Origin of the sequence: Rathayibacter sp. AY1D1 (assembly GCF_002932635.1) — a bacterium.
Classification (GTDB): Bacteria; Actinomycetota; Actinomycetes; order Actinomycetales; family Microbacteriaceae; genus Rathayibacter.
The window spans coordinates 1-13,295 of sequence record NZ_PSVY01000024.1 but is presented as its reverse complement, the minus strand read 5'-3'; the positions used below and the strand labels follow the sequence as shown (position 1 = coordinate 13,295).

The following is a 13,295-nucleotide window of genomic DNA, read 5'->3' as shown; positions in this document are numbered from 1 at the left end:
ATGCAGGGAGGCGTCACCGCTTAAGGGGACGAGCCCGGTGAAGACACCCCGGCCTATGCTCGTGCGGCCGAGCAGGGAGGTGCCGTGGCGGCTGCGACTCAGGCTCCGATCGACTCCGGTGGGGAGGCGGCGGCGGCATCGGCTGTCCTGCGGAGGATCGCGATCCACGTCGGTCTCGCCTACACGCTGGTGGTACTCCTCGAGGCGTTGTCGCGGGGTGCTGCGGCCACCGTCGGAGCAGCGGCTATCGCCGCGGTGGTCATCGTCCTTGCGCTCCGACTCTGGTCACCCGTCTGGCTCGGCGTGGTCACGGCCGCGGGGCTCATCACGTGGTGGTCGACGGCGGTCGACCCGTGGGAGCCGATAGGCGCGGACGCAGCCGAGGTGATCGAACCCGCTCGGCCCCTCGCGATCGGGATCGCACTGACGCTCCTCGGGCTCGGTCTTCAGCGCCTCAGCCACGCTCTCGTCGTCTCGATGACCGTCGCGGCGATCGCTCTCGTCGGGGCCGCGATCCTCGGCGCACCCGGCCCGAGGATCCTCGCGGGCTGCCTGTGGTCGGTCAACCTGATCGTCGTCTGCGCTCTGGGCGGCTGGGGCATGCGGCGGGGGGCGGCGCTCGCCGGATCGGCGATCGCTGCTCTGGCCGCCGCCCGGCGTGACCGTGTGTACGGCGAGGAGATGGCCCGGAGGCGTCGCGAGCACGACATCGCCGTCCACGACAACGTGCTCGCGACGCTGACGATGCTCGCGCACGGGGGCGTGGGGATGGACCCGGCCGAGCTCCGGCAGCGCTGCCGGGAGGACCTCGCCGACTTCACCGCCGGCCGCGACTCCCCCCTCGACGTCCCGACCGTCGGCGACCTGATCGACGGCTGGCAGCGGGTCGCCGAGTCGCTGCACCTGCGCTGGGCGGTCGACGTCTCGACCGACGGGTCGCAGGTGCTCGAGCAGGAGTCGCGCCTCGCCCTGGACGGAGCGGTCCGCGAAGCGCTCCGGAATGTGCGACTGCACGCCCGAACGGACGCTGTCGCGGTGCGGGTAGGAGGCGACACCTCCCTCCTGACCGTCGAGGTGGCGGATGACGGCGACGGCTTCGATCCGACGCATTCGCCGATGCCGACCAGGTGGGGGGTCGCGCGGTCGATCGTCCGTCGCATCGAGTCGGTGGGTGGTCGAGCCGCCGTCACCTCGATAGCCGGCGAGGGGACCCGGGTGCGGATCGAGATCCCCGACGTCGTGCGGGCCCTCCCGGGGAGCGCCGTTCCGCCGCCCGTTCCGGCGGCCGAGCGCCTGAGGAGGAGCTCGCGGACGGCCCCGATGGTGATCGGCTGGGTGGGGGTGGCCGACGCGACTCTCCTCGTCAGCGTCTTCTGGCAGGACTACCTCGTGCCGGGCTTGGCGGGACTGTGCCTCGCGGTCCTCCTGGCGACGGGTGCGCTGACCGGACGCCCGACCGCGTCGCGACGGCGCTTCCGGCGCATCGCGGCCCTCGCCGCCTTCGTCTTCCTGATCGTCGGCGCGACCGTGACCGCGACCCTCATCACGCCGGCGGGCGTCCGGTTCACCGGGGCGAACATCGGAGTGACCGGGGTGTCGCTCGCCCTCGTCTGGCTCTACCGGTCCCAGCCGAGCGCCGTGGTGCTGACGCTCGCGGGGGCGCACACCACGACCCTCCTGTGCCTCGCTCTGGCGTCGGGGGCCGTCGGCGTCGACGGCCCCTGGGTGCTGCCGGCGCTTGTCGCCCGGATCTGCGCAGAGGCGCTGGTCGTCCCTGTCGGCGTCGCGGTCTATCTGCGTTCGGCGGGTCGAGCGGTGGTCGAGCTGCAGGAGCTCGACCACGAGGCGGCGAGGCTGGAGTCGCAGCGGGCGGCGGTCGCGGCGGCGAATTCGCTGCTCGCCGATCGCCGGTCGAGGCTCAGGGAGCTCGCCGCTCCTCTGCTCGACGACGTCGCGTCGGGCCGATCGCCGCTCCCCCTCGATCCGATCGCGGTCGACTCGGCGGTGGTCGTCGCGCGAGGGGTGCGCGGCCTCCTCTCATCAGGGGCGGAGTCGGGGTGGCTCACGCTCGCGCTCGAGTCGCGCGATCTGCAGCGCCTGCGCTCGCCCGCGCAGCTCGACGTGCTCGACGGTGAGGGAGCGGCAGAGGACATCCCCGACCGCGTCCGGACGGTGCTGCTCGAGGTGATCGGACGACTGCAGACCCTCGCTGCGCGCCGGTCGGCTTCGGTCGCCGTCGTCGTCACGCGGTACGGGGACTCAGTCGGCGTCGTGCTCACCGCCGGGCCGGGCGTGATGCTCGAGCGGGACGTCGCGCTCGGCGGCCTCGTCGAGGCGGTCGGTCGTCTCGGCGGGACCTCGAACGAGTCGGACGGGTTCGTCGTCGTCGAGGTGGAGTGGTCCCGATGACGATCTATAGCGATGCATTCCGTTCGGAGCACCGCGAAGAGACGTGATGTAGCAAACCGGTGACCGAGTGGCGTGACGTGTCCTAGATTCAGCCCGAGCGATCCGGACAGCGCTCGAAGGACGGACCCTGATGGCACTCACCGGCCTCATCAACGTCGCGATCGTCGATGATCAGCGGATGTTCCTCGATGGACTCGAGTCATGGCTGACGGCGGCCGATCCCCGGATCCGCGTGGTCGTCAAATCGGAGAGCTATGTCGGGTTTCTCGAGGAGCTGACCGGCCCCATCGACGTGGTGATCGTGGACGTCGACCTCAAGGACGACAGCACGATCGAGGCGCGCGTCGCCGAGATCACCGCGCGGGGGATGAAGGTCATCGTCGTCAGCACCTTCGCCGACGCGACAGTCGTGCACCGGGCGCTCGCAGCGGGAGCGCTCGGGTACGCGTCCAAGAGCGAGAGCGCCTCCGAGATCGGCTTCGCCATCGAGGCGGCCCTGTCGGGGCGCGACTACCTCACTCCGCACGTCACGGCTCTGCTCCTCCAGGAGACGCAGATCCGCCGACCCGCGCTGAGTATGCAGGAGAAGCGCGTGATGAGCCTCTACGCGACGGGGCTCCCGGTGAAGAACGTCGCCTTCCAGATGGGTCTGTCTCAGGACACGGTACGCACCTACTTGAAGAGGATCAAAGCCAAGTACGTCGAGTGCGGTATCCGCCTCGACACGAAGATCGACTTCTTCAAGCACTCCCTGTAGTTCCGGTCCGTGACTGTCCGCAAAGAAGAGGAGCCCTGTCACCACTTCATGTGACACGGGTCATGTGTCACCGATCAGTGTGACGTGACGATGCCGAGTGCTCTTGTCATCCTGACTCCGGACGCCGCAGGGCGCGGAGGATGGGGGCGACGGATGAGTGATCCGACCGGCGGGTGGGACTTCAGCCGCTTCACCGGCGGGGGCGGCACCACCCCCGGTAACGACTCGTCCAGAGCGGATCCCGCGCCCCGCGCCGACGCGTTCGGAGCGTCGTTCGGCGGGGCCTCGTCGACGGCGACCGCTCCCCTCACCGCGTCGGCCGGCTTCGGCGGCGCCGTCGCCACCGAGCCGGCTCCGTCCTCCGTCCGCTCGCCCATCGGCTGGCTGATCGGCGGAGTCGCGGTCGCCGCTCTCGCGGGGGCCGCCGCGCTGGTGCTCGGAGCGGACCCGCTCGCAGCGATCCTCTCGTGGGCGTTCGCGGGCCCGATCGCGATCGGCCTCTTCGCCGTCTACCTGCTGCTCGACACCAGGAGGCGCACCCAGCTGATGTACTCGCCGCCCACCTGGGCGCCGTGGCTCTACCGAGGGGGCCTGATCATCGTGCTGCTCGCCGTGATCGCCAGCGCCGCCCGCATCGCCTTCTGGGCGGGACGGGTGTGGCAGCTGTGAAGGGCCGCGGAGCTGGACTCCTCTCCGTCGTCGCGCTCGCGGTCCCGCTGATCGTCGGCGGACTAGTGCAGGCGCCGGCAGCAGCCGCCGCCGAGGCGGATCCGGCGCTGGGCGCCTTCGGGGCGTGCATCGCCGGTGGTGGTGCGGCCGACGTGCTGCTGCTCGTCGACGAGTCGAGCAGCCTCACGTCGAGCGACGCCGCGCTCGGCCGGGTCACCTCGGCCACCTACTTCGTCGATCAGCTCGCGGACTTCGCGACGGAGGCCGGCACTCCGGTCGACGTGCAGCTCAGCGTCTTCGGCGACTCCTACTCGACGCTGCTCCCGTGGACGCCGCTCGGCGCCGAGTCGGTCGACGGCGTCCGGGCGAGCATCGCCGGACTCGCCGAGCGCGTCGACGGCTTCGACACCGACTACTGGACGGCGCTCGACGGGGCGCGTGCAGATCTCGCGGACCGAGCGGCCGGACGCACGGGAGGCGCGGGCTGCCAGGCCGTGGTCTGGTTCACCGACGGCAAGCTCGACTACTTCCCCCGCGAGACCGGTGCCGAGCGCGCCGAGTACGGGACGCAGAAGCGCTTCGCCCCCGGCGTCGACCTGACCGATTCGGGCGCCGCCGCGCAGGTGCGCGACGCCGCCGCCGCCGACCTCTGCCGCGGCGGCGGTCTCGCCGACCAGCTGCGCTCGTCGGGGATCACGGTCTTCGGCGTCGGCCTCACCGGCCCCGGATCGACGGACGCCGACTTCGACTTCATCAGGTCGGTCACCACCGGCACCGACCTCGCCGGGACGCGCTGCGGCGACATCACGGAGCCGGTCCCCGGCTCCTTCCAGGTGGCAGGCGACATCGACAGCCTCCTCTTCGCCTTCGACGCGATCGCGACTCCCGGGGGAGCGCCGCTCACCCAGGAGGCGGGAATCTGCCAGGTCGTCGCCTGCGCCGACCAGGCGCACAACTTCGTCCTCGACGCCTCGACGCCCCGCGTCAAGATCCTCGGCTCCGCCGACGCCACCGGTCTCGCGGCGAGCATGAGCCTGCCGGACGGCACGCGGGTCGATCTCGCCCGCGACGCGGACGGCGGCGGGAGCGCCTCGGTCGTGATCGACGCGAGCGGTGCGTCGATCGACTACGAGTGGATCACCGAGAAGACGGTGTCCCTCACTGTCGATCGCGGGTCATCCGCAGAGGCGGCATGGGTCGGGCAGTGGGCCTTCACCTTCACCGATCCGCAGGGGGCCTCTTCCGATCGGCGTTCGAAGACGAACCTGCACATCAGCGGCGATCTGGCACCGATCTGGACGAACGGAACGGGCGTCGTGCTGCACGCGGGCGAGACGGTCGAGGGTGCGGTCTTCGCGCTGGTCGGCCGGGGCGGGGCTGCGGTCGATCCGTCGTCGATCCTCGGCACGATGCGGTACACCGCGACGCTGCAGGACGCGGAGGGAGCCGTCGTCACGGTCCTCGAGACCGAGGACAAGACGGCCATCGGGCGACCGATCGCGCTGCCTCTCACCGATGCGGCCGTCGGGTCGGGGCTCCTCACCCTGCGCCTAGAGGTGACCACCGGATCCGCCACGGCCGCCGACGGCGCCGTCGTGCCCGGGACCGCTCTCGATCCGAGCGTGGTGGCGCAGCGGGTCTCGATCGAGCCGCCCGCCGCGTACCCGACCTTCGCAGAGCGCGTCGACTTCGGAGGGGTCGAGGGGCCGGTCGATCAGCAGGCCGTTCTGCCGCTCGCGGGCGACGGCTGCGCTTGGCTGACCCCGGAGTCGGCCGATGTCGTCGCGTCGCCGCAGGGTCTCGGTGCCGTGAGGATCGAGTCGGAAGCCTCGTCCGCCGACTCGTGCGTCGACTCGGGCGCTGCGGGACTCCCGTTGAGGCTCAGCACCGAGCAGGGCGGCAACGGCGCGATCAACGGCACGATCACCGTGATGCTCGCCTCGTCGGACGGAAGCGGCCCGCCGATCGAGGTCGAGGTGCCGTTCACCGCGAGCCTCGCGCTGCCGCTGGATCCCCCGGTGTTCTGGGTCGCTTTCGCGATCACGCTCCTCATCGGCGTAGCGGCTCCGGTCGGTGTCCTCTACTTCGCGAAGTGGCTCGTCTCGGTCGTCCCGGCAAGGCCCCTCGTGGCGACGACGGTCCCGGTGGAGGTGTCGGACGGCACGGTGCTCCGCGGCGGCAGCCGCTTCTCCATCGTCCCGGAGGATCTCCGTGATGTGGTTCCGATCGGCGCGAGGGGCTCCCGCCGTGTGGTCACCGGCGAGGCGGTGCTGGTCGCCCGGGCGGGCGCCGCGCCGACCGAGGCGGGCTTCGTCCGCGTGGACCGCCCGGGTTGGTCGAGCGCTTCCGGCGCCTCGCCCTCGACCACCGCGAAGGGCACGACCGCGCGGCTCCCGCTCGCCGTCCACAACAACTGGGTCGTCTTCCACCAGCCGGGGCGCCGGGCAGGATCGGCCGAAGTCCTCCTGCTCATCGGAGGAACAGCCACACCGGCGCAGCGTGCCACTCTCGCGGACGATCTGAACGCGCGCCTCCCCGACATCCTCTCCCGTCTCGTCGCGGAGGAGCCGGAGTCCGACGTTCCTGCGGCCGAAGCGGGGAACTCGCCCTTCGGAGGCGGCGGTGCCGCGGAGACCGGAGGCTTCAGCAATTTCGGCTCCGGCCTCGGATCCACTGCGGCGCCGACCGCCGTGGCTTCCCCGCCCGTGGCGCCGGCACGTCCGGAGACGGATGACGGAGAGGCGCCTCCACGCTCGTCTCCCGACGCGAACCCCTGGGGGACCTTCTGATGCCCTCGTCCGCTCCGCTCGATCCCTCATCGAAAGAGGTCTGATCCATGTACAAGTTCCTGGTCGTCGGTTGCGGTGGCTCCGGCGGATCGACCCTCGCCTACATGATGGATCAGCTGCACTCCGAGCTGGCGCCGCTGGGCATCGACCGGATACCCGCCGGCTGGCAGTTCGTGCACATCGACGTGCCCAACGCGCCTCAGTCGACCGGATCAGCCGGGATAGGAAATGTGCGTGAGCAGGGTGGTTCGTACATCGGGACCGCCCCGAACGCTGGCAGTTACACAGTGCTCGACAATGCGCTGAGCACGAAGCTCGGGCAAGGCGGGGCTCTGGGCGAGTTCGCGACATGGGCGCCACGGAGTCCGGCTTCGATAACGGTTCCCATCGGCAGCGGTGCCGGCCAGTTCCGGGCTGTCGGGAGAGCGATCACTCTTCAGCGCGTGCCAGAGATTTTCTCGGGCCTTTCCACCGTCTTTCAGAATCTGAACACTGTCGAAGCCAATAACGAGATGGCAGAACTGCAGCGCAGGCTTCCTGGAGCGGGTGTCTTCGATCCCGCGGATCGTCCAGTCGTCCTCGTCGTCTCCTCAATGGCAGGAGGATCGGGCGCGAGCATGGCGCTCGATGTGTGCCGAATTCTCACGCGCGTGTCCGGCGTCGATCCGAACCTCGTGGGCGTGTTCATGGTGGCCCCCAACATTTTTGACTCCCTTCCCTCCGCCGCGAGGGGTGGTGTGCGAGCCAATGCCCTGGCGATGTTGGGAGAAATCGTTGCAACACAGACCGGGGCTGCGGGACCGCACGATACTGCGATTCTCGGGGCTCTGGGCCAGCTGCTGCCGAGGGCTGAGGAAAAGCCCTTCAAACGTGTCTTCCCCGTTGGTCGACTGGTCGGCGCAGAGCAGATCAAGTTCGGTGACGGTACTCCGAAGGCCGTGTATCGCGGGCTGGGCCGAGGCCTCGCGGCGCTGATGTCCAGCGGGACCGCTTCGGAGGAGTTCGTCGCATGGGACCTCGGGAACGTCGCCAACCCGACTCCCGCGAATCTTGACTTCCTCGGATGGGGCACTGATTCTGACGCGCTCGAATGGGGTGCATTCGGCTTCGCGAGTCTCTCGATGGGTCGGGACCGCTACCGGCATTACTCCGCTCAGCGATTGGCGCGTACCGCAGTTGATCGACTGAGGGAGGGCCATCTCCAGCCCGGGAACGACGCTTCGAGCACCGACCAATTACGTTCTCTCGTTGATTCGCAATGGAACCGGATCGCAGACGGAATCGGTCTTCCCTACTCCGAGCGGATGTATGCCCTTTCTACCCAGCAGGTGCTCGAGTGGTTCACCAGCGTAGCCTTCTCCCGTGGTGACGCCAGTGCTGCGGGGCGCCGCATCATCGATGAGACGTTCCTGCCCTACGTGCCGCCGCCGTCGACGACCGTAGCCCTATGGTTGCCGACCCTGAGTCAGTTCCTTGCAGAGCGTCGAGGGTTGATCGTCAGCGGTGCCTCCGAAGCGGCATTCCGGTGGGGTTTTCACTGGAGCGCACAGCTGCACGAAGGCGTTCTGCTTCAGGTGTCCGAAGCTGTTGAACGGTTCGGCCTGCCGTTCGCGCGAGAGATCGTCGATCGCACCGAGAAGCTCGTTCAGGACCAGATGTTGACGCACCTGGCCACCATGGCCGGGTACCAGGACGGCAATCTCGGACACGTGCCCCCGGTATTGGCACAGGAGCTCGCGTCCATGCGGGGGACTATCGCCAATGGTGGCGCTCTCGTTGAACGGCTTGCCGACCTCTTCCGTCAGCAGACGGTGAACACGGTGTACGCGAGGAGCGCCGACATCGCCCGGCTCGTCCTCCAGGCGCTCGTGTCGGACGTGCTGACACCCCTGCGACAGGCGCTCAGCGAGGGGATCCGAATCCTCGAGAACGCTGTTCACGCGGCGCCCACGGCGGGCGGTCTGGCGAATGTCGCAACCGTCGATTACTCGGCCTGGCCGTCAGATTCGGATCGTTCAGTACCTGCGAGATTCGGCGTGGCCGACAATGAGATCCTCCTGACGCCGTCAGCCGATTTCGATCCTCAGTACCAGAGCGACCTGCGAGCGGCAGTTGGGGAGGGGGCGGCTGACGTCACGTTCAGTGATGCCAGGGTGCGCGGAGCCCGGGCCGTGGTTAGCGGAAGTTGGCCGGTGGCGACGGGCGCCGAGGCGCCTGGCGGTCTGGTAGAACAGCTTGCAGAGTGGCGGCCCACCCTGTTCAACCGGGACCCGGTCGCAGGACTCCCGCTGACCCCGTCGCAGGGCCGTTATCGCTTCGCCGTGGCGCCACGCGACCTGCTTCACCGGGCACTGGCTTTCGTCAGCCGTCCCGGTGAGTCCTTCGGTGTCTTCTGTGCTCTTTCTCTTCGTGATTTCGCGGAAGGAACGGACCTGCCGCCGTCGGCTCTCCCGGATCGACATGCCGATCTCGTAGCGAAGTTCGGTGAAGCCCTCTCCCGCGCGCTTCCGCTGATCAGTATCGATCCCGATGGCGTCGACGCGATTCACGGTTCCCCTGTTCAGTATCGCTTCAAGTTCTCTGGGATCCCCTTCGAAGGATCGCCGGTAGTTGAAGCGCTGAGTGATGTGATCGCGTCCCGACCGAACATGGCGAGTGAGGTCGCTCCTACGTTCGTCAACGCCATCAACGCCGAGAGCACTCTGACCCGGATCGACATCTTCGGTTCGTACCGCAACTACTCGCCCCTCGTGTTCGAGGCTCTTCTGAAGCCTGTCGCAGAGCAATGGGCAGGGACCTCTCCTCAGGGTCGACTTGCGTTCTGGCAGTTGCGGCGAACACGACCGCTCCCCGCCTCGCTCCCCATGGGCGATCTCGAGCGTCGCGCGATGATCGCCGGCTGGTACGTCGGCCAGATGACGGGCCAGATCCGCATCCCGGAAGCGCCGTACGACACGGCGGTCGAGATCTGGGACCCCGAGGACGAGCGCTGGATGGCCTTCCCGCATCCGCTGCTGACTCCTCCATCGGAGTTCCTCGGTCGCCTGATCGACTGGCTGCCGGCCGTCCTGGAGTCGTACCTGCTGGCGATCTCGCGGGCGCTGGACGCACCGGTGATGACGTCGATGAAGCCGTACCGCCAGCTGCGTCGGCTCTCGGACGCCAACCCGGGAGGACCTGCGCGCGGGCTCATCGAGCGCTCCTCGGAGCGAGAGCTCGCGAACTGGCTCGCGACAGGGGCCACGCCCAGCGGCACGCCGTCGCGCATCGAAGGGGAGACCCCCGACGCCCGGCACGCTAACGCGCTCGCCTGGCTCGAGTCCATCCACGCCTTCACCACGACGAGCTTCACGCCTGGAGTGCCCGGTGCGGCACCGGGGGCCTACTCGACGATCGCCACGCGGCGGACCGCCTCGACCACGCCGATTTTCCGCGACCTGGCGCCGGACATCATCCTGGTCACCGAGGAGCTGCGGCAGACCCTCGATGCCGCGAGGACGCTGGCGGCCCGACCGGTGCCGGCCGCCCGGCTGCCCCAATCCGTCGACGGAGGCTTCGCCCCCGCCGACGCCCTCACCGCCATCCCTGAGCCCGACTTCGGAGCCTTCTGATGACGACGATCACAGTCCTCCTCGCCCCCGTCGGCCCACTGGCGGGCGTCAGGGACGTCTTGACCGACTGGTCCGCCGCCGGGATGGTCGACGAGTTCCACTGGGTCGAGCCGCAGATGATCGGACGGACGGGCATCTCCGCCCTCACCGTCCTTGACGGTGCTATCGAGGGCACGACGCTGAACGCCCTGGCAGGCGCGGGGCGCACCGAGCGCATCCGCCTGGTCTCGCTGGTTCCGGCGCTCACAGGAGTGAGGCCCGCCGGCGCCGCGGTCGAGCAGGAGCTCGCACAGTTCCTCGAGAGCTCGTTCGGACAGGCGCAGGTGGTCCGCGTCCGGGCGATCGTCGCGCGGGCGGGCGACTCCGCCACCGTGGCGGACCTCGCGGTGGACGGCTGGCACAACATCCTGCTCTCGCCCGAGGATTCGAGCGGGCCCGGGATGGGCCGGACCCGCCTCACTCCGACCGCTGATCCTCTCGAGCTGGGGATCCCCGCGGCCGCCGGTATCGCTGGACTCGTCGGTCTGTGGACGGGTATCGAGGGCTCCCCGCTCGACGACGAGAACCTCGCCTACGGTCAGCTGGCGCGGATGTCGCGGTCGTACTACCGACGACTCGGGACGGCGGAGCTGGAGGGCGCATTGCGTCGCGAGGTGCTGTCGATGGAGCGGGGGCTCCCGCTCCCGACGCAGTTCGGATCGGCGGCGACCTATGTCGAGGACGCTCCGCTCGCGACCCGGACCATGTCCGAACAGCTCTGGGAGCGGCACCCCGGTGTCCTCCGCGGACCTCGCGACTCGACGCCGCCGCAGAAGACCAAGCAGATCGGCGCGTGGGACGCGGTGAAGATGCTCTTCGGATTCGTGCTGGCAGCTCTGCGCAACGCTCCGAGGGCCTGGCTCGCAGCCGTGGTCAACCGGGTGCGCGCTGACGCGGCGGCGGCGGTGCACGGCCTCGTCTTCGGCGGTGCTCCTTCGGCGTACGCCGTGGTCGTGAAGGGAGTGACGGCCGACGGCATGCCCGCGAGCTGGCTCGACTACGGCGGTGCCGCCGCGTCGATCGACAGGATCCTCGACGAGCAGGGCGGCGCCCGGCGCGACCACGAGGCGCACGCCGACCTCTCGGCGCTGTGGCAGGACTACGTCGCCGCCTCCCTGACGCTCGCCGACGGCGGTGAGCGCGTCACCGGTCTCACTCCGGTGCAGATCGGAGCTCAGCGGGGTGTGCTCCGGCGCCCGGGCGGCATCGTGCCCGGAGCCGATCAGGCCTTCGACGGAGTGCCTCCGCACCTCGCGGCGACGGTGGGGCTGCCGGCAGCGGAGCCCTTCGACGTGCTCGGCGTCTACGCGCTCGAGCAGCGCCTCCGCTTCGTTGCCGAGCAGCCGGCGGTCGGCGTCGCCGCCGCGACCGCTCTGCAGGCCCTCGGGACGTGGAAGGCCGAGCACGGCGACAGCTTCGCCGCCCGGGTGGGTACGCGGATCGGCGAGAGCTTCTTCGCCGTGACTCTCGAGATCCGCACGCTCCTCGAGGACATCCGCCGGGCCGCCAGCGCGGACGACATCCTCACCTCCGTGCAGGCTCAGCAGAAGCGTCTCGCGTCGACGACTCGCATCCTCGTGATCGTGTTCACCGCCCTCCTGGTGGTGACGGGCGTCCTCCTCGCGACCGGTGTGATCGGAGTGACGATCGGACTGATCCTGCTCGGCTCGATCCTCCTGGTCGGATTCGCGACCACTCTGATCGTGTTCCTCCGGGGGCAGCGCGAGCTGTTCCGGCTGATCAACGCCAGGACCGAACTCCTGGCGCGGGAGGAGCTGGCCCGGCGGAATCTGCGTCACGCCGTCCGCGATGCGCGACGCCTCACCGACGCCTACGGGCAGTTCCTCGCGTGGTCGCGCGTGGTCGGGACGATCCTCGCGGCGCCCTTCGGCCGTGCGGAGGAGTCGGCACTCGCGCCGGACGTCGACGTCGCCGACCTCCCCCAGTCGGTGCGCCTGGGCGCGGGCGTGGTGGATCCCGCCGCGGTCGGCAGTGCCGCCATCGAGCTGCGCCGGGACATCTTCGCGATCGGCTGGCTCGATCAGTGCTGGACCGCCGCGCTCGCCGGCGCTCCCCGCCAGATCGGTCCCCGCGGCGTCGAGATCGAGGCGGACGCCCGCGCTCTCTACCGTCAGTCGGGCGGAGGCGAGGACAGCCTGCTCCCGCTCTGGACCGCAGCGCTCAGCGCTCACGGCGTCGACGGCTCCGTCGGCGATGCGACCTGGGCGAGGGTCCTGCAGGATCTCGACGGGCCGCGGTCCGCGATCGCCGACCGTCTGCTCGCGTCGGTGTCCGACGCACGTCTGGCCGGAGGCGCACCTGTGCCGTACGCGAGGTTCCTCGCCGACACGGACTCGCCCTCGCGCCTGCTCGGTGACCGGCTCGACGACGGCCTGCTCACCGACTCGGCGCGCGCCTCTGGTGCGAGCGCCGTGGAGCGTCCCGACTCGAGGATCGGCCGACGCGGACTCAGCCGCATCGTCGCCCTGACCGAGCTCACCGCGTCGATCCCGGCATACGAGTTCCTCGTCCACCGTGCTGCCGGCCCGCGCAGGGTGTCGGACGTCGGTCTGGACGGCGCTCGGGAGTGGGCGTCAGCACCGGTCGTCGCCGCTCCCGCGGCGATCCCCGAGCCGACGGCCGCGGACGTCCCCGACCTGTTCGACGGGATGCCGTTCTGATGCCCGCGATCCTGGTCGACCCGGTGGAGGTGCACGATGCCTGACGCGCACGAGGCGAGACGACTGCGCTTCCTCACCTTCTGGGCCGAGGAGGCGGCGGGTCGCGGTCACCGGACGCCGCCGTTCGACGAGCTCCGGCGCATCGCGCTCGCGGGCTCGATGCCTCCCGACTCGAGCTCGTCGGCGCGCCAGTGGCAGCCGACCATCGAGTACCTCCTGAAGCAGGAGCGCATGGGGGCGAACGACCCCCAGGACTCGCTGCCGAGCCGGCTGCTCGAGCCGACCGGCGAGGGGGCGCCCGACGAGCAGCCGGCTCGGCAGCGAGTCCTGGGGGTCGTTC

7 protein-coding genes are annotated in these 13,295 nt (G+C 70.0%); all 7 read left to right on the top strand.

The window, feature by feature from the left end; translation table 11 throughout:
* Positions 1–84 precede the first annotated feature (84 nt).
* Entirely contained in the window at positions 85–2,409 is a 2,325-nt protein-coding gene (locus tag C5C56_RS13515) for a sensor histidine kinase (protein ID WP_104319779.1), read from the top strand.
* A 130-nt stretch (positions 2,410–2,539) separates the two neighbouring features.
* On the top strand, positions 2,540–3,166 hold the full coding sequence (locus C5C56_RS13510) for a response regulator transcription factor (RefSeq protein ID WP_104319778.1): 627 nt from the start codon (positions 2,540–2,542) through the stop codon (positions 3,164–3,166).
* Positions 3,167–3,319: 153 nt separating this feature from the next.
* Positions 3,320–3,835: a hypothetical protein gene (locus tag C5C56_RS13505; RefSeq protein ID WP_104260770.1), complete on the top strand. Its 516-nt coding sequence runs from the start codon at positions 3,320–3,322 to the stop codon at positions 3,833–3,835.
* A complete protein-coding gene (locus C5C56_RS13500) occupies positions 3,823–6,624 on the top strand; it encodes a vWA domain-containing protein (protein WP_146086488.1) in 2,802 nt (933 codons plus the stop codon). Before C5C56_RS13505 ends, C5C56_RS13500 begins: the two co-directional genes overlap by 13 nt.
* A gap of 47 nt (positions 6,625–6,671) precedes the next feature.
* Positions 6,672–10,235 carry a tubulin-like doman-containing protein gene (locus C5C56_RS13495; RefSeq protein ID WP_104319776.1) on the top strand — a complete coding sequence of 1,188 codons (3,564 nt, stop codon included), beginning with the start codon at positions 6,672–6,674 and terminating at the stop codon, positions 10,233–10,235.
* Positions 10,235–12,955 carry a hypothetical protein gene (locus C5C56_RS13490; RefSeq protein WP_104319775.1) on the top strand — a complete coding sequence of 907 codons (2,721 nt, stop codon included), beginning with the start codon at positions 10,235–10,237 and terminating at the stop codon, positions 12,953–12,955. The genes C5C56_RS13495 and C5C56_RS13490 overlap by 1 nt, the downstream gene beginning before the upstream one ends.
* A gap of 36 nt (positions 12,956–12,991) precedes the next feature.
* A partial coding sequence (locus C5C56_RS13485; protein WP_146086487.1) for a hypothetical protein occupies positions 12,992–13,295 on the top strand: 304 nt, incomplete at its 3' end.